Here is a 21,654-nt window from a genome sequence, read left to right as displayed (position 1 = left end):
GCGCAGCTCCTGTCGCGTCCGCCAATGATCAGCCAGCAGCCGCTGCAACCCCAGGGAGCGTTGTGTCCCGTCGCCTGTTCACCTCGGAGTCTGTGACCGAGGGTCACCCCGACAAGATCGCTGACCAGATCAGCGACACCATTCTCGATGCCCTGCTGCGCGAGGACCCGGCCTCCCGGGTCGCGGTCGAGACCCTGATCACGACCGGCCTGGTACATGTGGCCGGAGAGGTCACCACCAAGGCCTACGCGCCGATCCCCCAGCTCGTGCGCGACAAGATCCTCGAGATCGGCTACGACTCCTCGAAGAAGGGCTTCGACGGCGCCTCCTGCGGTGTCTCGGTGTCCATCGGCGCGCAGTCCCCGGACATCGCCCAGGGTGTCGACACGGCGTACGAGAACCGCGTCGAGGGCGACGAGGACGAGCTGGACCGCCAGGGCGCCGGCGACCAGGGTCTGATGTTCGGCTACGCGTCGGACGAGACGCCGACCCTGATGCCGCTGCCGATCTTCCTGGCGCACCGTCTGTCGAAGCGCCTGTCGGACGTCCGCAAGAACGGGACCATCCCCTACCTGCGCCCCGACGGCAAGACCCAGGTCACCATCGAGTACGACGGCGACAAGGCCGTCCGCCTCGACACGGTCGTCGTCTCCTCGCAGCACGCGAGCGACATCGACCTGGACTCCCTGCTGGCTCCCGACATCCGGGAGTTCGTGGTGGAGGTGGAGCTGAAGGCGCTCCTGGACGAGGGCATCAAGATCGACACCGAGAACTACCGCCTGCTGGTCAACCCGACCGGCCGCTTCGAGATCGGCGGCCCGATGGGCGACGCCGGCCTCACCGGCCGCAAGATCATCATCGACACCTACGGCGGCATGGCCCGCCACGGCGGCGGCGCCTTCTCCGGCAAGGACCCGTCCAAGGTCGACCGCTCGGCCGCGTACGCCATGCGCTGGGTGGCGAAGAACGTCGTGGCGGCTGGTCTGGCGGCCCGCTGCGAGGTCCAGGTCGCCTACGCGATCGGCAAGGCCGAGCCGGTCGGTCTCTTCGTGGAGACCTTCGGCACCGCCAAGGTCGACGCCGAGAAGATCGAGAAGGCCATCGACGAGGTCTTCGACCTCCGCCCGGCCGCGATCATCCGAGACCTCGACCTGCTGCGCCCGATCTACGCGCAGACCGCCGCGTACGGCCACTTCGGCCGCGAGCTGCCCGACTTCACGTGGGAGCGCACGGACCGCGTGGACGCGCTGCGCAAGGCCGCGGGACTGTAGGTCCGCCCTGCCCGAACCGACGCGTGGGCCCGGCCTCCCCAGGGAGGCCGGGCCTCGGCGTTTGCAGGGGTCGGCACCGCGGGTGGCGCGCCCGCCCGACGTCCTCGGCCAGGAGGCCGGTCATGGGGCTCAGGATCGCCACCGGCAACGGCCGACGAACGGCAGTGGTCCCTCAGGAGGTCGACGGCGGGCGGTTCCCGGGCGACGTCCTCAACGGTCACGCGCCCATCCAAGTGCCCGGGGCACCGGAAGCGGAACAGAGCTTCGACGGAAGGGCCGTTGTCAGTGGCGTTTGGTAAAAATGCAAGCGTGAGCAGCGAGAACGGGCAGGGGGACGGTGGTGCGGCCGGGGAGGGCGCGCCGCCCGAGCAGCTCGCGTTGATCCGGGAGAGCGTGCGGCAGGCCAAGGCGCCGCGGGCCAAGCCCCGGACCTGGCGGGGGGCCGCGCTGGCCGAGGAGTTGCCGGTCGCGCGGGTGCTCGTCGACAAGGGCGTGCTGCATCTGGACCGGTACTTCGACTACGCGGTGCCGGCCGAGCTGGACGCCGACGCCCAGCCGGGCGTGCGGGTGCGGGTGCGGTTCGGTGCCGGGCGCGGGCGGGTGCGCGACGGGCGGCGCGAGGGCGGGGGGCTCATCGACGGGTTCCTCGTCGAGCGGCTCGCCGCGTCGGACTACTCCGGGCCGCTCGCGGCGCTCGCCCAGGTGGTGTCGCCCGAGCCGGTGCTGAGCCATGAGCTGCTGGGACTGGCGCGGGCCGTCGCCGACCGGTACGCGGGGAGCCTGGCCGACGTCCTCCAGCTGGCCGTGCCGCCGCGCAACGCGCGCGCCGAGCAGCGGCCCTCCCCGGCGCCGCTGCCGCCGCCGCCCGCGCCGGAGGCCGGGTCCTGGGCGCGGTACGAGCGAGGGGGCGCGTTCCTCGAGTCGCTGGCGTCCGGGGGAGCGCCCCGGGCGGTGTGGAACGCGCTGCCCGGACCCGAGTGGAGCCAGGAGCTGGCGCGGGCCGTCGCCGCGACGCTCGCCTCGGGTCGCGGGGCACTGGTCGTCGTGCCCGACGGGCGGGCCGCCGCGCGGGTCGACGCCGCGTTGACGGCGTTGCTGGGGGAGGGGCGGCATGCGCTGCTCACCGCGGACGCCGGGCCCGAGAAGCGGTATCGGGAGTGGCTCGCCGTACGGCGGGGCTCCGTGCGGGCGGTCGTCGGGACCCGGGCCGCGATGTTCGCGCCGGTCCAGGACCTCGGTCTGGTCGCGCTCTGGGACGACGGGGACGACAGCCACAGCGAACAGCACGCGCCGCAGCCCCATGCGCGCGAGGTACTGCTCCTGCGGGCCGCGCAGGACAAGTGCGGTTTCCTGGTGGGCGGTTGGAGCTGCACCGTGGAGGGCGCACAGCTGGTCGAGAGCGGGTGGGCGCGGCCGCTGACCGCCGCGCGGGAGCAGGTGCGGCACAGCGCTCCCCTCGTGCGCACCGTGGGCGACCAGGACCTCGCGCGGGACGAGGCGGCCCGGGCCGCCCGGCTGCCCACCCTCGCCTGGCAGGCGGTCCGGGAGGGGCTGCGGCACGGGCCGGTGCTCGTCCAGGTGCCCCGGCGGGGCTATGTGCCGCGGATGGCGTGTGCGCAGTGCCGGGCCGCGGCCCGCTGCCGGCACTGCTCCGGACCGCTGGAGGCGCGGGACGGGGGTGCGCTGTGGTGCGCCTGGTGCGGGCGTGAGGAGGGCGCCTGGCACTGTCCGGAGTGCGGCTCGTTCCGGTTGCGGGCGCAGGTAGTGGGAGCGCGGCGGACCGCCGAGGAGCTGGGCCGGGCGTTTCCCGCCGTGCCGGTGCGGACGTCGGGGCGTGAACAGGTGCTGGACACGGTGCCGGGGGCGCCCGCGCTCGTCGTGTCCACGCCCGGGGCCGAGCCGGTGGCGGAGGGCGGGTACGCGGCCGCGCTGCTGCTCGACGGCTGGGCCATGCTCGGCCGGCCCGACCTGAGGGCCGGGGAGGACGCGCTGCGCCGTTGGATCGCGGCCGCCGCGCTCGTACGGCCGTCGGGGGAGGGGGGAACCGTGGTCGTCGTCGCCGAGCCGACCCTGCGGCCCGTGCAGGCGCTGGTGCGATGGGACCCGGTGGGGCACGCGGTGCGGGAGCTCGCCGAGCGGGCCGAGCTGGGTTTCCCGCCGGTGTCGCGGATGGCGGCCGTGTCGGGGACGGGGGAGGCCGTCGCCGCGTTCCTGGAAGCCGTCGAACTGCCGCCCGAGGCCGAGCTGCTGGGGCCGGTCCCGGTGCCGTCGGGCCCGCCGGGGCGGCCTCGGCGGCCGGGGGCGCCGCCACCCGGGGAGGAGTGGGAGCGGGCGCTGCTGCGGGTGCCGCCGGGGAGGGGCGCCGCGCTGGCCGCCGCCCTGAAGACGGCACAGGCGGCTCGGATGGCCCGGGGCGGAGAGGAGCCTGTGCGGGTGCGGATCGATCCCCCGGACATCGGCTGACGGGCGACTGGGCGACTGGGCGTCTGGGCGATGGGGCGACAGGGAGCGCGGCGCTGGGGGGGGGGGGGGGGGAGGAGGCCCGGGTGTGCGACTGCCCTCTCGGGCTCGGGCCGAGAGGGCAGGGTGGTGAGGGTGGTGAGGACGGTGCGGTGAGGACGGGGTGGGGAGGTGTCGGGTGTGCGGGATGCGGCGCGTCAGCCGTTGCGCGGGCCGGGGAAGGCGGTCGGCCTCGCCTCCTCGCGCAGGGCCGGGGCGGCCGTGTCGCGCAAGGCCGGGGTGGCTGCCTCGCGCAGGGCCGGGGTGGCTGCCTCGCGCAGGGCCGGGGCTCCGGTGTCGCGCAGGGCCGGACTGCCGGCCGTCGGCTGGGTCGGCATCGAGCGGGCGGCGGGGACCGTGGGGACCGTCGGGATGCCCGTGTTGACGGTGACCGTGCGGGTGGCCGTGGGCTCGACGGGCTGCTCGGCCTCGGTGGCGGCGGCCTGGGCCGCGGCACGGCGGGCGCCGTAGCGGCGGTGTACGGCCTGCTTGGTGACCCCGAGGGCGGAGCCCACCGCGTCCCAGGAGAATCCGAGCGAGCGGTCGAAGTCGACCGCCGCGGTGACGAGGGTCTCGACGCTGTCCCGCAGCTCCTGGGCGAGGCGGACCGTGGGGGCGGGGGCCCGTCCGTAGACGACGAAGCCCGTGGACGGGCCGGAGCGGCGGGGGCGGTAGACGTTGCCCAGCTGGGCGGTGAGGGTGCGCAGTGCGTCCACCTGCCGGCGGACGCGCTCGATGTCCCGCACCAGCAAGTGCAGGCTGGCCCGGGCCTGGGCGTCGTGGGTTGCATGGTCGGCCATGAACAAGCCTCTCGAACCGGCGTTGAAGAAGGTGTGGTCAACTCTTTCTTGACCAACGCGGGTTCGCGCCGCTGGTCACGGTGTGGGGGCGTATGGGCATATGCGTACGCCCCCCGGGGCGTGGCTCGTGGAGCCTCCCGCCCGTCTGCGGCCGGCCCGGTCGGCGTCATAAACTTGTGCGTTGCCCGTCGTCCGTCCCGCCCGAGAGGCCCCGCCCACTCATGAAGCTCGTCTTCGCCGGTACCCCCGAGGTCGCCGTTCCCGCCCTGGACGCTCTGATCGCCTCCGGGCGGCACGAGGTGGCCGCCGTCGTCACGCGGCCCGACGCGCCGGCCGGCCGGGGGCGGAGGCTGATCGCCTCTCCCGTCGCCCAGCGTGCCGAGGAGGCGGGCATCGAAGTGCTGAGGCCCGCCAAGCCGCGTGATCCGGAGTTCCTGGAGCGGCTGCGGGAGATCGCGCCCGACTGCTGTCCCGTCGTGGCCTACGGGGCGCTGTTGCCCAGGGTGGCGCTGGACATCCCGGCCCACGGCTGGGTCAACCTGCACTTCTCGCTGCTGCCCGCCTGGCGCGGGGCCGCTCCCGTGCAGCACGCCGTCATGGCGGGGGACGAGATCACCGGCGCCTCCACCTTCCTCATCGAGGAGGGCCTCGACTCGGGGCCGCTCTACGGGACGGTCACCGAGGAGATCCGGCCCACCGACACCAGCGGCGACCTGCTCACGCGGCTGGCCTTCGCCGGCAGCGGGCTGCTCGCCGCGACCATGGACGGGATCGAGGACGGCACGGTGAAGGCCGTGCCGCAGCCGGGCGAGGGGATCACCCTCGCGCCGAAGATCACCGTCGAGGACGCTCAGGTCGACTGGGCGACCCCGGCCCTGCGGGTCGACCGGGTCGTGCGCGGCTGCACCCCCGCCCCCGGCGCCTGGACCACCTTCCGCGGGGAGCGGCTCAAGCTCATCCAGGTCCAGCCGGTTCCCGAGCGGACCGAACTCGCCCCGGGCGCGCTCCTCGTCGGCAAGAACAGCGTGCACGTCGGCACCGGCTCCTACGCGGTCGAGCTGCTGTGGGTGCAGGCGCAGGGCAAGAAGCCGATGCGGGCCGCCGACTGGGCCCGGGGCGCCCGGATCGAGCACGGGGAGGCCGTAGGGGCGTAACGCTCCTGCACAAGTCCCGCCCGGCCCGTGGACCCCGCCCCCTCGGCCCGTGAGCCCCAGTCAGTCAGCCCGTCCCGGTCAGCCCGTCGCAGTCAGCCGGTCAGCCGGTCAGCCGGTCAGCCAGCGAGCCGGCAAGCCGGCAAGTCCGACCGGCGTACCCACCGACGTACGCTGGACGCACCTTTCCTCATGTAATCCGGAGCACCTTTTCGTGAGCGACCAGCCCCACCGTTCCCGCAAGCCCGGCAAGCCCTACCGCCGGCCTCAGAAGGACCCCGTCCGCATGCTCGCCTTCGAGGCGCTGCGGGCCGTCGACGAGCGGGACGCGTACGCCAACCTCGTGCTGCCGCCGCTGCTGCGCAAGGCGCGCGAGAAGGAGGGACCCGACAAGTTCGACGGCCGGGACGCGGCCCTCGCCACCGAGCTGGTCTACGGGACGCTGCGCCGGCAGGGGACGTACGACGCCGTCATCTCCGCGTGTGTCGACCGGCCGCTGCGTGAGGTCGATCCGCCGGTCCTCGACGTGCTGAGCCTCGGCGTGCACCAGCTGCTCGGGACCCGTATCCCGACCCACGCGGCCGTGTCCGCCTCCGTCGAGCTGGCCCGGGTCGTGCTCGGCGACGGACGCGCCAAGTTCGTCAACGCCGTGCTGCGCAAGGTCGCGGCGCACGATCTCGACGAGTGGATCGAGAAGGTCGCTCCGCCCTACGAGGACGATCCCGAGGACCATCTCGCCGTCGTGCACTCGCACCCGCGCTGGGTCGTCTCCGCGCTGTGGGACTCCCTCGGCGGCGGACGCGCAGGCATCGAGGAACTGCTGGCGGCGGACAACGAGCGGCCCGAGGTGACGCTCGTCGCCCGGCCGGGGCGGGCCACCATCGAGGAGCTGCTCCTGGAGGAGGCCTCGGTCGCCGGACACTGGTCGCCGTACGCCGTGCGGCTCACCGAAGGCGGTGAACCCGGGGCCATCGACGCCGTACGGGACGGGCGGGCGGGCGTGCAGGACGAGGGCAGCCAGCTCGTGGCGCTCGCGCTGGCCAACGCGCCGCTCGACGGGTCCGACACGAAGTGGCTGGACGGGTGCGCCGGGCCCGGTGGCAAGGCCGCGCTGCTCGCCGCCCTCGCCGCCGAGCGGGGGGCCGCGCTGCTCGCCTCCGAGAAGCAGCCGCACCGCGCGGGGCTCGTCGCCAAGGCGCTGGCCGGCAACCCCGGCCCCTACCAGGTCATCGCCGCCGACGGGACCCGGCCGCCGTGGCGGCCCGGCTCCTTCGATCGGGTGCTGATGGACGTGCCGTGCACGGGCCTGGGGGCCCTGCGTCGGCGGCCCGAGGCGCGCTGGCGGCGCCGGCCGGAGGACCTCGACGGGTTCGGGCCGCTCCAGCGCGGGCTGCTGCGGACCGCGCTGGATTCGGTGCGGGTCGGGGGCGTCGTCGGGTACGCCACCTGTTCGCCGCACCTCGCCGAGACCCGGGCGGTCGTCTCCGACGTCCTCAAGCAGTACCCGGAGGCCGAGCTGATGGACGCGCGGCCGCTGCTGCCGGGCGTACCGGAACTGGGCGACGGGCCTGACATCCAGCTGTGGCCGCATCTGCACGGGACCGACGCCATGTACCTGGCGTTGATCAAGAAGACCGGCTGAGACCGGACCGGCCGGGACCGGGCCGAGCCCGTGAAGAAGGAAGGCCGGCCGCACGCCGAGGGCGTGCGGCCGGCCTTCTTCACGGGTGGGGCCCCGCCGGGGTCAGTCCGTGCCGAATTCCATCGCGGCGCGGTCCAGCAGCTGGTCGTCGTCGGAGACCTCGCCACGGGAGGCGATGGCCTCGGCGCCGCCCTCCGGCAGCTCCGTCATGGTGCCGATCAGACCGGTCGCGGCCGCCTGGGCGGCACCGATCGAGGGGCTGCCGCTGCCGATCAGGCCGAGCGTGGCGTACTGCTCCAGCTTGGCGCGCGAGTCGGCGATGTCGAGGTTGCGCATGGTGAGCTGGCCGATCCGGTCCACCGGGCCGAACGCGGAGTCCTCGGTGCGCTCCATGGACAGCTTGTCCGGGTGGTAGCTGAAGGCCGGGCCCGCGGTGTCGAGGAGCGAGTAGTCCTCACCGCGCCGCAGCCGCAGCGTCACCTCGCCGGTGACGGCCGCGCCGACCCAGCGCTGGAGCGACTCCCGGATCATCAGCGCCTGCGGGTCCAGCCAGCGTCCCTCGTACATCAGCCGGCCCAGGCGCCGTCCCTCGTTGTGGTACTGGGCGACGGTGTCCTCGTTGTGGATCGCGTTGACCAGTCGCTCGTAGGCCGCGTGCAGCAGGGCCATGCCGGGCGCCTCGTAGATGCCGCGGCTCTTGGCCTCGATGATGCGGTTCTCGATCTGGTCCGACATGCCGAGCCCGTGGCGGCCGCCGATGGCGTTGGCCTCCATCACCAGATCGACGGGGGAGGCGAACTCCTTGCCGTTGATCGTCACGGGGCGGCCCTGGTCGAAGCCGATCGTCACGTCCTCGGTGGCGATCTCGACCGACGGGTCCCAGAACCGCACGCCCATGATGGGCTCGACGGTCTCGACGCCGGTGTCCAGGTGCTCCAGCGTCTTGGCCTCGTGGGTGGCGCCCCAGATGTTGGCGTCGGTGGAGTACGCCTTCTCCGTGCTGTCCCGGTAGGGCAGGTCGTGGGCGACGAGCCACTCCGACATTTCCTTGCGCCCGCCGAGCTCGGTCACGAAGTCCGCGTCCAGCCAGGGCTTGTAGATCCGCAGGTGCGGGTTGGCCAGCAGGCCGTACCGGTAGAACCGCTCGATGTCGTTGCCCTTGAAGGTCGAGCCGTCGCCCCAGATCTGGACGTCGTCCTCGAGCATCGCCCGGACCAGGAGGGTGCCGGTGACGGCACGGCCGAGGGGCGTGGTGTTGAAGTAGGCGCGCCCGCCCGAGCGGATGTGGAACGCCCCGCAGGTGAGTGCGGCCAGGCCCTCCTCGACCAGCGCGGCGCGGCAGTCGACCAGGCGCGCGATCTCGGCGCCGTAGGTCTTCGCGCGGCCGGGCACCGAGGCGATGTCGGGCTCGTCGTACTGGCCGATGTCGGCGGTGTAGGTGCACGGGACGGCACCCTTGTCGCGCATCCACGCGACCGCGACCGAGGTGTCGAGCCCGCCGGAGAAGGCGATGCCGACGCGCTCGCCGGCGGGAAGGGAGGTGAGGACCTTGGACATAGGAAGATTATGCATGAACTCGCATGGTCATGCAAAGGGCGTCGGGTCGAGGGTCCGGCCAGGCCCCTCAGTGCTCGGTGCTCTCGGCCGGCCGGGCGGGGTCCGCGGGGCCCGAGGGGTCCTTCGGCCGGCCCGGGACCGCTTGGCTCTCCCGGGCCGGCCGGTGCGGCCACCAGATCCTCGGTCCGATGTCCAGGAACAGCGAGGTGACGAGCACCGACCGCACGATGAAGGTGTCCAAGAGGACGCCCAGCGCCACCGCGAAGCCGATCTCCGCGAAGGCGACCATGGGAAGGGTGGCCAGGGCCGCGAAGGTGCCGGCCAGGACCAGCCCCGCCGAGGTGATCACCGACCCGGTCGCCGCCAGGCCGGTCACCACGCCCTGCCGGGTGCCCTGACGGGCCGTCTCCTCGCGGATCCGGGTGGTCAGGAAGATGTTGTAGTCGATGCCCAGGGCCACCAGGAACACGAAGACGAACAACGGGAAGTCCGTCGACTCGCCCGCGTAGTCGAAGAGGTGGCGGAACGCCAGCGCGCTGAGGCCCAGGGCCGCCGCGAAGGACAGGATCACCGTCCCGACCAGCAGCAGCGGGGCGATCAGGGCGCGCAGCAGTGCGCAGAGGATGAGCAGGACCACGGCCAGGACCAGCGGGATGATCACCAGGTTGTCATGGGTGGTCGCCTTGTCCATGTCGAGGAGCGCCGCCGTGCCGCCGCCCACCTTGGCGTCGGCGTCCGGCACCTCGTGCACCGCGTCCCGGACCCGCTCCACGGTCTGCTTCGCGGCCTCGCTGTCGGCCGGGTCGGTCATCGTCGCCTCGAACAGCACCTGGCCGTCGTGGACGGGTTTCGTGCCCGCCGGCAGACCGAGGGACGTCGGCACGACGCCCTCCGTCCCCGCGACCGCGCGTTTCACCTGCCCGGCCCGGCCCAGGTCGGCGATGACGACCAGCGGGTCGCCGCTGCCCGCCGGGAAGTACTTCGCCGAGACCTCCTGGCCCGTGATCGAGTCCGGTTTGCCGGTGAACGCGTCCGCGTTGCCGATGCCCTCGGCGCGCAGCTGGATCAGGCCGAGCGAGCAGACCGCCAGGACCAGTGCCGTCACGACCCAGACCAGGCGCGGGCGGCGGGCGATGCCCCGGCCCGTGCGGGCCCAGACACCGTGCTCGGTCGGGTCGGAGGAGCCGAAGTGCGGGATCACCGGCCAGAAGATCCAGCGGCCGCAGATCACCAGCAGGGCGGGGAAGAGGGTCATCATCGCGAGCAGCGCGACCGCCACGCCGATGGCCGCGACCGGGCCCAGGCCGCGGGTCGAGTTCATCTCGGCGGCCAGCAGCATCAGCATGCTCAGGACGACCGTGGCGCCCGAGGCCAGGACCGCGGGGCCCGCGCGGTGCAGCGCCAGGGCCATCGCCTCGTGCCGGTCCTCGTGCCGGCGCAGCTCCTCCCGGTAACGGGCCACCAGCAGCAGGGCGTAGTCCGTGCCCGCGCCGAACACGAGCACCGTGAGGATGCCGGCGCTCTGGCCGTTCACCGTCAGGCCCGCGTGTTCGGCCAGGAAGTAGATCAGGGCCTGCGCGGTGAACAGGGCGGCGACCACGGCGAGCACCGGGACGACGAGCAGGGTGGGGCTGCGGTAGGTGATCAGGAGCATGACGACGACCACCCCCATCGCCGCCAGCAGCAGGGTCGAGTCGATGCCCTCGAAGGCCTCGGAGAAGTCCGCGGAGGTGCCGCCGGGTCCGGTGATGTGCACGGCCAGACCGGCGCCGCCGTCGCCGACGACGGCACGGATCGAGTCGACGGCCGGCGCGATGCGCTCCCAGCCCTTCTCGTCCATGGTGATCGGCACGTAGATCTGGGCGGCGCGCGGGTCGGCCGGGCGGTCGTAGACCGGGCCGCGGGTCTCCGCGCCACGGATGCCGTGGTCGGTGAGCTGCCGGAGCTGAGCCGCGTCCTCGGTGATCCGCGCCCGGTCCTCGGCCGTCAGGCCCCCGTCGCGGGCGTAGACGACGACCGCGGGGATCTGCTCGGGCCTGAAGTCCTGCGAGATCTCCAGCACCTGGGTGGACTCCGCCGACCCCGGCAGCCAGGAGGCCGCGTCGTTGTCCTGGGCGTCGGTGAGCTTCTGGGCGAAGGGCGCCGTCAGGAACAGCAGCACCAGCCACAGGGCCAGCACCAGCCACTTCGCGCGCCGCCCGCAGACCAGGTGCGCGATGCCGCGATTCTCGGCCATGACTACCCTCCGGGCCGTTCCGTAGCCGCCGTGTGCGACCGCGTCCCGTAAGGGGCGCGGGGAACCGCGCGCTCGGCCACAGCCGGTCCGCGGACGACGAACCACGCTCCCCTCACGGGACCGATGCCCGCAACCCCCACAGGGCATGGCAGGCTTGGGTCATGGCCGTGCAGATCAACCCCAGCATCCTGTCCGCCGACTTCGCCCGCCTCGCGGACGAGGCGGAGGCGGTCGCCGGAGCCGACTGGCTCCACGTCGACGTCATGGACAACCATTTCGTCCCGAACCTCACGCTCGGTGTGCCGGTCGTAGAGTCACTGGCCCGTGCGACGGACACTCCGCTGGACTGCCATCTGATGATCGAGGCCCCCGATCGCTGGGCCCCGCAGTACGTCGAGGCGGGTGCCTCGTCCGTCACCTTCCACGTCGAGGCCGCCGCCGCGCCCGTGCGGCTCGCCCGCGAGATCCGGGCCAAGGGCGCCCGTGCCTCCATGGCGCTCAGGCCGGCGACGCCCATCGAGCCTTACGAGGACCTGCTGCCCGAGCTGGACATGCTGCTGATCATGACGGTCGAGCCGGGCTTCGGGGGCCAGGCCTTCCTCGACATCATGCTCCCCAAGATCCGCCGCACCCGCGAGTTGATCAGCAAGCACGGACTCGAACTGTGGCTCCAGATCGACGGCGGGGTCTCGGCCTCTACGATCGAGCGCTGCGCCGAGGCGGGAGCCGACGTGTTCGTGGCAGGCTCGGCCGTATACGGGGCGGACGACCCGGCGGAGGCGGTCCGTGGCCTGCGGGCTCAGGCCGAGGCGGCGATCGCCGGTGCCTCGTGGGCATGCGGACACTGAACCAACCACTTACCGACAGGTATGTGAACGGCTCCCATCAGAGCTGATCAACTGCGCCGGATCTGCGAGGATGAACGGCGTATCCAGAGTGTGAACAGCAGTGAGGAGAACGCCGTGTCGGGTATGTCGGCGGGCCGGTCAGCCATGCGGATGGGACCCGCTGAGCTGGTGCAGGCGGCGGCCATGGCCCGCCGCTTCTACCTCGAGGGAAAGTCCAAGATCCAGATCGCGGAGGAGTTCGGCGTCAGCCGCTTCAAAGTGGCCCGGGTCCTGGAGACCGCCCTCGAACGGGATCTCGTACGGATCGAGATCCGCGTGCCGGCCGAGCTGGACGCGGAGCGCTCGGACGCGCTCCGCGCCCGCTACGGCCTCAGGCACGCCGTCGTGGTCGAGTCCCCGGCCGAGGCCGAGGAGACCACGGACCCCGAGAACCTGGGGGAAGTGGCCGCCGACCTGCTCGGCGAACTGGTCGACGAGGGGGATGTACTGGGACTGGCCTGGGGCCGGTCCACGATTCACATGGCGGCGGCGCTGGACCGGCTGCCGCCGTGCACGGTCGTGCAGCTGACGGGTGTGTACGACGCCGGGACCGCGGAGCGCGGCTCGGTCGAGGCCGTCCGCCGCGCCGCCCAGGTGTCCGGCGGCGACGCGCACCCCATCTACGCGCCGATGCTGCTGCCGGACGCGGCCACCGCGGCCGCGCTGCGCCACCAGACCGGGATCGCCCGGGCCTTCGAGTACTTCGACAAGGTCACGGTCGCCTGTGTCTCCATCGGATCCTGGGAGCCGGGCATCTCGACGGTGCACGACATGCTCAGCGACGAGGAGCGGGCGCACTACGCCTCGCTCGGGGTCGCCGCCGAGATGTCCGCGCACCTCTTCGACGCCGAGGGCCGCCGGGTCGGGCGGGACCTGGGCGAGCGGTGCATCACGGTCAAGACCGACCAGCTGCGCCGGGTTCCCGAGGTCGTCGCGATCGCGGGCGGTCAGCGCAAGGCGGCCGCGATCGACGCGGTGCTGCGGTCCGGGCTCGTCACCAGTCTGGTGACGGACACGTCGGCGGCCGACTATCTGATGACGGCGGGGCCGACACCGAAGCCCGCCCTCGGCCGGGCGGACCCGGACGGGGTCTGACCGGTCCGGACAGCAGGCCATCGAGGGGACGGCCGTGACAGCATCGACGCATGCTGCTGCGGTTCGTCCCCCGCGTGCTGGTGGGCCTGTTCCTGTCGCTCGCCCTGCTCACCGGCTGTGCGTCAGGGCGGCCGGGCCCGCAGGACTCCACCCCCGCCACCGCGCGGGCCGCCGAACCGTCCTGGGCCGGCGGCCTGGCCACGGTCCGGGAGTCCGAGCTGCCCGCCGAGGCCCGGCGGACGCTCCGGCTCATCGACGACGGCGGCCCGTTCCCGTACGCCAAGGACGGCGCCGTCTTCGGGAACTTCGAGGGACTGCTGCCCGCGCACCAGCGGGGGTACTACCACGAATACACCGTCGAGACGCCGGGCTCCCGCGACCGGGGCGCCCGACGCGTTGTCACCGGGCGGGGCGACGAGTTCTACTACACCGATGATCACTACGACACGTTCCGGGCGGTGCTGAGATGACGCAGTTCGTGGTCACGCTGGATCTGGACGGGGTGACCGACAAGTCCGCGCTGATGGACCGCTGCGCCGACGCCCTCGGCCTGCCCGACTGGTTCGGACGCAACTGGGACGCCCTCGCCGACAGCCTCACCGACCTCCCGGCCCCGCCCGGGGACGGCGGGCTGCAGATCGTCGTACGGAACTGGCGGCCGTACGCCGAGGCGCGGCCGCAGGAGTGGGTGATCGCGCAGGACGTGTTCGCCCAGGCGGTGGACCAGGTGCCCGCGCTGTCCGTGCTGCTCGCCCTAGGAGGATCCTCCTAAGGCCCCCCTGAGCTGCTTGGACGTTCTGTCCGGGCATCGCAGCACGGCCGTCGTGGGAGAATGAAGTACGTGCTTCTCCCCCTGGCTGACCTGTCCGGGGGTCACCTCTGATCGACTGGGATGTGCAGCACGTGCGTTTCCTCAACGACATCCAGCCCGCGTACGACCTCACCTACGACGACGTCTTCATGGTGCCGAGCCGCAGCGCGGTCCGGTCGCGTCAGGCCGTCGATCTGGCCGCCCCGGACGGCACGGGCACCACGATCCCGTTGGTCGTCGCCAACATGACCGCCGTGGCCGGTCGCCGGATGGCCGAGACCATGGCCCGGCGCGGCGGGCTGGTGGTCATCCCCCAGGACATTCCGATCGACGTCGTCACCGAGGTCATCACCTGGGTCAAGAGCCGCCACCTGGTGCTGGACACGCCCATCGTGCTCGCCCCGCACCAGACGGTCGCCGACGCCCTGGCCCTGCTGCCCAAGCGCGCGCACAACGCGGGTGTCGTCGTCGACGACGAGTTCCGCCCGGTCGGTGTCGTCACCGACGCGGACCTCAGCGGGGTCGACCGCTTCACCCAGCTCGAGGTCGTCATGTCCCGGGACCTGCTGCTCCTGGACGCCGACATCGACCCGCGCGAGGCCTTCAACACCCTCGACACGGCCAACCGGCGCTACGCCCCCGCCGTCGACCGGGACGGCAAGCTCGCCGGCATCCTCACCCGCAAGGGCGCCCTGCGCGCCACCCTGTACACGCCTGCCGTCGACGCGGCGGGCAAGCTGTGCGTCGCCGCGGCCGTCGGTATCAACGGCGATGTGGCGGGCAAGGCCAAGCAGCTCCTCGACGCGGGCGTGGACACGCTCGTCATCGACACCGCGCACGGCCACCAGGAGTCGATGATCAGCGCGATCAGGACCGTGCGCGCGCTCGACCCCCGGGTGCCGATCGTCGCCGGCAACATCGTCTCGGCCGAGGGCGTCAAGGACCTGATCGACGCGGGCGCCGACATCATCAAGGTCGGGGTCGGCCCGGGCGCCATGTGCACCACCCGCATGATGACCGGCGTGGGCCGGCCGCAGTTCTCGGCGGTCCTGGAGTGCGCGGCCGAGGCGAAGAAGTACGGCAAGCACGTGTGGGCCGACGGCGGTGTCCGGCACCCGCGCGATGTCGCCATGGCGCTGGCCGCCGGTGCGTCCAACGTGATGATCGGATCGTGGTTCGCCGGTACCTACGAGTCGCCGGGCGACCTCCAGCAGGACGCGGGCGGCCGCCTGTACAAGGAGTCGTTCGGTATGGCTTCCGCGCGCGCCGTCGCCAACCGCACCTCCGACGAGTCGGCGTACGACCGTGCCCGCAAGGCGCTGTTCGAGGAGGGCATCTCCACCTCGCGGATGTTCCTCGACCCGGCCCGCCCGGGTGTCGAGGACCTGATCGACTCGGTCATCGCGGGCGTGCGGTCCTCCTGCACGTACGCGGGTGCGGGCTCTCTCGAGGAGTTCGCAGAGAAGGCCGTCGTCGGCATCCAGAGCGCGGCCGGCTACGCGGAGGGCAAGCCGCTGCACGCGAGCTGGTAGCTCCGCGGGGCGCTCCGCCGGTCCGCGCGTGTGAACGGTGCTGATCGTCGTCCTCCGCGTGCGGGTTCGCCGTGGCCGGTCGCGCCCACGCGGCGGAGCCGCACATCGACACGGCCCGGCGCCCCTCATGGGGCGCGTTCAGCCCACCTGCAATGAATACGCACCCTGGTGCGATGAACGCAACGATCTTGCGTGTATGCGCAAGATTGCAGCATTACGAGTGCTACGGCCCTGCTCATAGGGTCGTGCGCTGTACGTAGCGTGGCGGGGACCCCGCTCGGTGGGTTCCTGCTCGCGCAGGTGTGCCGCCGGTTCCCGTCACGCCGAGAGGCAGCGACGAAGGAGTCAGCGCGTGCTCGATCAAGGCGCACCCCCGCAGCAGAGCAGTCGGACCGCCCCCGCGTCCCCGGGGCCCGTCGCGCGTCTCATGCGGCGCAAGCCCGTGGAACACCTGGTCGCCGAGGGCGGCCAGGGTGAGGGAGGGTCCCTCAGGCGCTCCCTGGGGCTGTGGCAGCTCACGATGATCAGCATCGGCGCCACCCTCGGCACCGGTATCTTCGTCGTCCTCGGCGAGGCGGTGCCCAAGGCCGGTCCCGCCGTCACGCTGTCCTTCGTGATCGCCGGACTCACGGCGCTCTTCTCGGCGCTGTCCTACGCCGAGCTGGCGGGCACCATCCCGGTCGCGGGCTCCTCGTACTCGTATGCGTACGCGACGATGGGTGAACTGGTCGCCTGGGTCTGCGGCTGGTGTCTGGTCCTGGAGTACGGCGTGTCGGTCGCCGCCGTGGCCGTCGGCTGGGGCGAGTACCTCAACGAGCTGCTCGACGGGACGATCGGCGTGACCATCCCGGACGCGCTGTCGGCGCCGCCCGGGGACGGTGGCATCTTCAACCTGCCGGCCCTCATCGTCGTCCTGCTCGCCATGGCCTTCCTGCTCGGCGGCGCCCGCGAGTCTGCGCGCGCCAACACCGTCATGGTGGCCGTGAAGATCGCCGCGCTGGTGCTGTTCTGCGCCATCGGCGTCCAGGGCTTCCGCTCCGGCAACTACGAGCACTTCATGCCGCTGGGCATGGCGGGCGTCAGCGCGGCCGGCGCGACGCTGTTCTTCTCGTACATCGGCTTCGACGCCGCCTCCACCGCCGGTGAGGAGGCGAAGAACGCGCAGCGCGACCTGCCCCGCGCGATCATGCTGTCGCTCGTCATCGTGACGGCGCTGTACGTCCTCGTGGCGGCCGTCGCCGTGGGCGCCAAGCCCTGGCAGCGGTTCGGCGACTCCGAGGCCGCGCTCGCGCAGATCATGCGCGAGGTGACCGGCCAGTCCTTCTGGGGCACCCTCCTCGCCTTCTGCGCGGTCATCGCCATCGCGAGCGTCGTCCTGACCGTGCTGTACGGCCAGACCCGCATCCTCTTCGCGATGTCCCGGGACGGCCTGGTGCCCAAGGTGTTCTCCCGCGTCCACCCGAAGACCGGCACGCCCCGCGTGAACACGGTGATCGTGTCGCTGTTCTGCGGTGTGCTGGCCGCCGCGATCCCGTTGGGCCAGCTGGCGGACGCCACCAGCATCGGCACGCTCTTCGCGTTCGGGCTGGTCAACATCGCGGTCGTGGTGCTGCGCCGGACCCGTCCGGACATGCCCCGGACCTTCCGGGTGCCGCTCTCGCCGGTGCTGCCGGCCCTGGGGCTCGCCTTCTGCCTCTGGATGATGGGCAGCCTTTCGGCCGTCACCTGGGTGGTCTTCGGAGTCTGGATGGCGGTGGGGCTCGTGTTCTACTTCCTCTACGGCCACCGCCGCTCCCGCCTCGCAGCGCCCGCCCCATCTGAGAAGTGATCGACCCACTGTGCTGAACGATCTCGACGAACGCATCGTGCACGCCCTCGCCGAGGACGCCCGCCGCTCCTTCGCGGACATCGGGCAACTGGTCGGCCTGTCCGCGCCCGCCGTGAAGCGGCGCGTGGACCGGTTGCGGGCCACCGGGGCCATCACCGGCTTCACCGTTCGGGTCGACCCGGCGGCGCTCGGCTGGGAGACCGAGGGGTTCGTCGAGATCTACTGCCGGCGCAACACCTCCCCGGAGACCATCCAGCGCGGCCTGGAGCGGTACCAGGAGGTCGTGGCCGCGTCCACGGTCACCGGGGAGGCGGACGCCGTCGCCCAGGTCTTCGCCGCCGACATGCGCCACTTCGAGCGGGTGCTGGAGCGCATCGCGGGGGAGCCGTTCGTGGAACGGACGAAGTCCGTGCTGGTGCTGTCGCCGCTGCTGCGCCGCTTCTCCGCGGGCTCGCCCACCTGAGCCGACCCCTGCCGGCCTGCCGGTCCGGGCCGACCTTTCCGGCCCGGTCCGGGCCGACCTTGCCGGCCGTGCCGGTCTACTCGGCCGTCTTCCGGGCCAGCGCGTTGTTCCCGATCGAGTTGTGCACGCTGAAGCTGACCGCGTCCGAGCGGTAGCGGTCGTCCGACCACTCCACCGGGCGGCCCTCACGGGTCGTGGTGACCCGGCGGACGCGCAGCAGGGGGCTCGTGCGGCGGACGGCGAGCAGCTCGGCGTCCTGGGCGCCCGCCGCCACCGCGTCGATGACATGCTCGCCGTAGGCGAAGACCAGGCCGGTGTCGTCGAGGAGGCGCTGGGTCACGGAGGCGCAGTCCGGTTCGATCGACTCGACGGCCGGGGAGATCCAGTCCGCGTACACGGTCCGCTCCACGAGCACCGGCTCGCCGTCCAGACCGCGCAGCCGTAGCACGTGCAACACGGGTGTCCCGTCGCGGAGTTGGAGGCGTACGGCGTCCTCGGCGCCGGCCGGGCGGTACTCCTGTGCGACGACCCGGCCGGTCGCCTCGCGGCCCATCGCGCGCGCCCACTGGGCGAAGCTGCGCAGCTCGGCGAAGCTCTGGCTGCGGCGGCTGGCCAGGACCACGCGGCGGGCGCCCTGACGGGAGCCGATGAGCCCCTCGGCGGTCAGTGCCGCGACGGCCTGGCGGACCGTGCCGCGGGAGACGCCGTACCGGGCGGCGAGGTCGGTCTCGGCGGGCAGCCGCGCGCCGACCGCGTACTCCTCGCGGTCGATCGCCCGGCGCAGTGCGTCGGCGATCTCCTCGTGTCGCGCGGCCATGCTTCCCCTCTGCGTCGACTGCTGTACACAGTTTGACCAGCCTAGTCGACCTTCGGAGCGGCTCGGCTCCGGTCGCAACTGTGCGTGAAATCGGGGCTCAGGGTTTCGCCAGTGTTTACGACGGGGACACCAGCGGCGTGCGTACTGAGGCCAACTTGTTCAGACAAGTTCTCCTCATCTCCTGCATTCTCGCGCGTCCCCTGGAGAAGCCGTGACCGTGCCCCTGCCGAGAACAGCCGCCCGTGGCGGTGCCCTCGCCGTCGTCGCCGTACTCGCCCTGAGCGCCTGTGGCGCCGCCCCCGACACCAGCACCTCCACCACCGCCGACGGCAAGAACGCCGCCACCGCCACCTCCGCCGCCGACCTCGGCGGTCTCGACGCCCTGGTGAAGGCGGCGAAGAAGGAGGGCACGCTCAACGCCATCGCGCTGCCCCGCGACTGGGCCAACTACGGCGCCCTCATCGACGGGTTCCAGAAGAAGTACGGCATCAAGGTCGCGGTCGAGAACCCCGACGGCTCCAGCCAGGACGAGATCAACGCCGTCACCTCCAGGAAGGGCCAGGACCGCGCACCGGACGTCCTCGACCTCGGCAGCTCCTTCGCGCTGAGCGCCGCCCAGCAGGGGCTGCTCGCGCCGTACAAGGTGGCCTCGTACGCCGACCTCCCCGAGGGGCAGAAGGACGCGCAGGCCCGCTGGTACAACGACTACGGCGGCTACATCTCCATCGGCTGCGACGCGAAGCGGGTCAAGACCTGTCCGACCACCTTCGCGGATCTGCTCGAGCCCCGGTACAAGGGCCAGGTCGCCCTCAACGGCAACCCCACCAAGTCCGGCTCCGCCTTCGGCGGCGTCTACGCGGCCTCCCTCGCGAGCGGCGGCTCCTTCGACGACATCCAGCCCGGCCTCGACTTCTTCGCCAAGCTGAAGAAGAACGGCAACTACACGCCCGTCGAGTCGACCCCGGCCACCGTCGAGAAGGGCGAGACGCCCATCAGCATCGACTGGGACTACCTCAACGCCGGGTACGCGGACGAGTTCAAGTCCAAGGGCGTCGACTGGAAGGTGTCGGTGCCCAGCGACGGCCAGTTCTCCCAGTACTACTCCCAGGCGATCAACAAGGACGCCCCGCACCCGGCGGCCGCCCGCCTGTGGCAGGAGTACCTCTACAGCGCCGAGGGCCAGAACCTGTGGCTCAAGGGGTACGCCCGGCCGGCCCTGATGACCGCCATGGAGAAGGCCGGCACGCTCGACAAGGCGGCTGCGGCCAAGCTGCCGGAGGTCTCCGGGACGCCCTCGTTCCCGACCGAGGACCAGCAGAGCAAGGCCAAGACCGTCCTCGGGCAGGGCTGGGCCAAGGCCGTCTCCGGATGACCTCCACCGTCGTACGGGTCGACACGGCGGCCGCCGCTCCGGTGAAGCGGCGCCGCCGTGCCCTCGGCTGGCTCGCCGTCGTCCCGCTGCTCGCCTTCACCGCGCTGGCCTTCGGGCTGCCCGCCGTGGCCATGCTCGACGGCGCGTTCACCGCCAAGGACCCGGCCACCGGCGCCACCTCGTACACGGTCGACAACCTGACGGCCTCGCTGCGGGGCGCGTACCTGACGGCCCTGCTCGGCAGCGTGAAGCTGTCCGCCGTGTCCGCGGGGCTGGGGGCGCTGCTCGGACTGCCCCTGGCGCAGGCCGTCGTGACCTCCCGCTTCCGCGCGCTGCGCGAGGCCGTGCTCACCGCGTCCGGGGTGCTGGCCAACTTCGGCGGCGTCCCGCTGGCGTTCGCCTTCGTCGCCACGCTCGGCAACGCCGGTGTGCTGACCCGGCACTTCGGCCTCACCGACCGGGGCTGGGACCTGTACAGCTTCTGGGGACTGGTGATCGTCTACCTGTACTTCCTGATCCCGCTGATGGTGCTCACCATCACCCCCGCCCTGGAGGGGCTGCGTTCGCAGTGGCGCGAGGCGGCGCAGAACAACGGCGCGACCCCCGCCCAGTACTGGCGGCACGTCGCCCTGCCCGTCCTGCTGCCCTCGCTGCTCGGCGGTCTGGTGCTGCTCTTCGGCAGCGCCTTCGCCGCGTACGCCACCGCCGCCGCCATGGTGGGCAGTTCCATCCCGCTGGTCACCCTCCAGATCGCCGACGCCATCTCCGGCAACGTGCTCGTCGGCCAGGAGAACGTGGCGCTCGCCCTCAGCCTCGACATGGTCCTGGTCGCGGGCCTGGTCATGGCGGTGTATCTGCCCCTGCAACGACGGAGCGCGCGATGGCTCGCCTGAACCTGTGGCGGTGGGGGGTCCTCGGCCTCGCCGGGCTGTACTTCCTGGTCCCGCTGGCCGCGTCGGTCGTCTTCACCGTCGACGTGCCCGGACAGGGCGTCACCTTCGACGCCTACACCCGGATCTTCTCCACCGAGGGCTTCGGATCCAGTCTGCTGCTCTCGCTGGAGCTGGCCCTCGCCACCATCGCCGTCGTCCTGCTGCTGATGGTGCCGGCCATGGTGGCGCTGCGGCTCGGCTCGCCCCGGCTCCGGCCGGTCGTCGAGGTCGTCTGCTCGCTGCCGCTGGTCGTGCCGCCGATCGCGTTCGTCGCCGGCATCGGGACGGTGCTGAAATGGGGACCCGAGCATCTCTCGCGCACCCCGCTCTTCCAGACCTTCGTGGCGATCCAGAACCCCGACTTCCCCGTGATCCTCGTCCTGGCGTACGTCGTGATGGCGCTGCCGTTCGTGTACCGCGCGCTGGACGCGGGGCTGCGCTCCGTCGACGTGCGCACCCTCGTCGAGGCCGCCCGCAGCTGCGGGGCCGGCTGGCCGCAGGCGCTGATCCGGGCCGTCCTGCCCAACCTGCGCGGCGCCCTGCTCAACGCCTCCTTCCTCACCCTGGCGCTGGTCCTCGGCGAGTTCACCGTGGCGCAGCTGCTCGGCTTCCAGCCCTTCGCCGTCTGGATCGTGAACGTCAGCGGCTCGCAGGCCCAGTTGTCCGTCGCCGTGTCCGTGCTCAGCCTGCTCGTGACCTGGCTGCTGCTCCTCGTCCTCGCCGGTTTCGGCGGGCGCACCCGTCCTACTTCCCGGGGATGA

General features: G+C 72.4%; 18 protein-coding genes. 14 read left to right on the top strand and 4 right to left on the bottom strand.

Annotation, left to right across the window (positions count from 1 at the left end; all coding sequences use genetic code 11):
• The first annotated feature begins 62 nt into the window (after window positions 1-62).
• Together metK and ABT070_RS36385 are read left to right on the top strand one after the other, a co-directional pair.
• Window positions 63-1,271, top strand: coding sequence for a methionine adenosyltransferase (gene metK / locus ABT070_RS36390; protein ID WP_351767171.1), 1,209 nt, complete (start codon window positions 63-65; stop codon window positions 1,269-1,271).
• Between the two features lie 309 nt (window positions 1,272-1,580).
• On the top strand, window positions 1,581-3,734 hold the full coding sequence (locus tag ABT070_RS36385; RefSeq protein WP_351767170.1) for a primosomal protein N': 2,154 nt from the start codon (window positions 1,581-1,583) through the stop codon (window positions 3,732-3,734).
• 194 nt (window positions 3,735-3,928) lie between these two features.
• Here ABT070_RS36385 and ABT070_RS36380 read toward each other — a convergent pair whose 3' ends face one another.
• Window positions 3,929-4,570: a hypothetical protein gene (locus ABT070_RS36380; RefSeq protein ID WP_451102068.1), complete on the bottom strand. Its 642-nt coding sequence runs from the start codon at window positions 4,568-4,570 to the stop codon at window positions 3,929-3,931.
• Between the two features lie 221 nt (window positions 4,571-4,791).
• On the opposite strand from ABT070_RS36380, the gene fmt reads away from it, so the two are divergent.
• Window positions 4,792-5,724 (top strand): methionyl-tRNA formyltransferase, encoded by a 933-nt coding sequence (fmt, locus tag ABT070_RS36375; protein ID WP_351767169.1) that lies wholly within the window; start codon window positions 4,792-4,794, stop codon window positions 5,722-5,724.
• A 211-nt stretch (window positions 5,725-5,935) separates the two neighbouring features.
• Window positions 5,936-7,363, top strand: a complete 1,428-nt coding sequence (locus tag ABT070_RS36370; RefSeq protein ID WP_351767168.1) for an RsmB/NOP family class I SAM-dependent RNA methyltransferase — start codon at window positions 5,936-5,938, stop codon at window positions 7,361-7,363.
• 102 nt (window positions 7,364-7,465) lie between these two features.
• Here ABT070_RS36370 and argG read toward each other — a convergent pair whose 3' ends face one another.
• Both argG and ABT070_RS36360 read right to left on the bottom strand, forming a co-directional pair.
• Window positions 7,466-8,920 (bottom strand): argininosuccinate synthase, encoded by a 1,455-nt coding sequence (gene argG, locus ABT070_RS36365; RefSeq protein ID WP_351767166.1) that lies wholly within the window; start codon window positions 8,918-8,920, stop codon window positions 7,466-7,468.
• A gap of 67 nt (window positions 8,921-8,987) precedes the next feature.
• Window positions 8,988-11,156 (bottom strand): MMPL family transporter, encoded by a 2,169-nt coding sequence (locus tag ABT070_RS36360; protein ID WP_351767164.1) that lies wholly within the window; start codon window positions 11,154-11,156, stop codon window positions 8,988-8,990.
• A gap of 161 nt (window positions 11,157-11,317) precedes the next feature.
• Between ABT070_RS36360 and rpe the strand changes: the two genes are divergently transcribed.
• From rpe to ABT070_RS36325, 7 genes are all read left to right on the top strand, one after another.
• Window positions 11,318-12,004, top strand: coding sequence for a ribulose-phosphate 3-epimerase (gene rpe, locus ABT070_RS36355; RefSeq protein WP_351767162.1), 687 nt, complete (start codon window positions 11,318-11,320; stop codon window positions 12,002-12,004).
• 90 nt (window positions 12,005-12,094) lie between these two features.
• On the top strand, window positions 12,095-13,138 hold the full coding sequence (locus tag ABT070_RS36350) for a sugar-binding transcriptional regulator (protein WP_351767160.1): 1,044 nt from the start codon (window positions 12,095-12,097) through the stop codon (window positions 13,136-13,138).
• Between the two features lie 50 nt (window positions 13,139-13,188).
• Window positions 13,189-13,608 carry a guanyl-specific ribonuclease gene (locus ABT070_RS36345; RefSeq protein ID WP_351767158.1) on the top strand — a complete coding sequence of 140 codons (420 nt, stop codon included), beginning with the start codon at window positions 13,189-13,191 and terminating at the stop codon, window positions 13,606-13,608.
• Window positions 13,605-13,910 (top strand): barstar family protein, encoded by a 306-nt coding sequence (locus tag ABT070_RS36340; protein WP_351767156.1) that lies wholly within the window; start codon window positions 13,605-13,607, stop codon window positions 13,908-13,910. The genes ABT070_RS36345 and ABT070_RS36340 overlap by 4 nt, the downstream gene beginning before the upstream one ends.
• 122 nt (window positions 13,911-14,032) lie before the next feature.
• The gene (locus tag ABT070_RS36335; protein ID WP_351767154.1) at window positions 14,033-15,481 is read left to right on the top strand and encodes a GuaB1 family IMP dehydrogenase-related protein; all 1,449 of its coding nucleotides are present in this window, start codon (window positions 14,033-14,035) and stop codon (window positions 15,479-15,481) included.
• A 352-nt stretch (window positions 15,482-15,833) separates the two neighbouring features.
• Window positions 15,834-17,309, top strand: coding sequence for an amino acid permease (locus ABT070_RS36330; RefSeq protein WP_351767152.1), 1,476 nt, complete (start codon window positions 15,834-15,836; stop codon window positions 17,307-17,309).
• A 10-nt stretch (window positions 17,310-17,319) separates the two neighbouring features.
• On the top strand, window positions 17,320-17,772 hold the full coding sequence (locus ABT070_RS36325; RefSeq protein ID WP_020128883.1) for an Lrp/AsnC family transcriptional regulator: 453 nt from the start codon (window positions 17,320-17,322) through the stop codon (window positions 17,770-17,772).
• A gap of 76 nt (window positions 17,773-17,848) precedes the next feature.
• On the opposite strand, the gene ABT070_RS36320 is transcribed toward ABT070_RS36325, so the two are convergent.
• A complete protein-coding gene (locus ABT070_RS36320) occupies window positions 17,849-18,589 on the bottom strand; it encodes a GntR family transcriptional regulator (protein ID WP_351767149.1) in 741 nt (246 codons plus the stop codon).
• 211 nt (window positions 18,590-18,800) lie between these two features.
• Here ABT070_RS36320 and ABT070_RS36315 point away from each other — a divergent pair, with 211 nt between their 5' ends.
• From ABT070_RS36315 to ABT070_RS36305, 3 genes are read left to right on the top strand one after another with little or no spacing between them, the layout of a single operon-like run.
• Entirely contained in the window at window positions 18,801-19,961 is a 1,161-nt protein-coding gene (locus ABT070_RS36315; protein ID WP_351767147.1) for an ABC transporter substrate-binding protein, read from the top strand.
• Window positions 19,958-20,854 (top strand): ABC transporter permease, encoded by an 897-nt coding sequence (locus ABT070_RS36310; RefSeq protein WP_351767146.1) that lies wholly within the window; start codon window positions 19,958-19,960, stop codon window positions 20,852-20,854. The genes ABT070_RS36315 and ABT070_RS36310 overlap by 4 nt, the downstream gene beginning before the upstream one ends.
• On the top strand, window positions 20,842-21,654 hold the full coding sequence (locus ABT070_RS36305; protein ID WP_351767144.1) for an ABC transporter permease: 813 nt from the start codon (window positions 20,842-20,844) through the stop codon (window positions 21,652-21,654). The genes ABT070_RS36310 and ABT070_RS36305 overlap by 13 nt, the downstream gene beginning before the upstream one ends.

This window comes from Streptomyces sp. NPDC002884 (genome assembly GCF_040295245.1).
GTDB lineage: Bacteria > Actinomycetota > Actinomycetes > Streptomycetales > Streptomycetaceae > Streptomyces.
The sequence above is the reverse complement of the archived record's forward strand: the minus strand, read 5'-3'. Positions and strand labels throughout refer to the sequence as shown.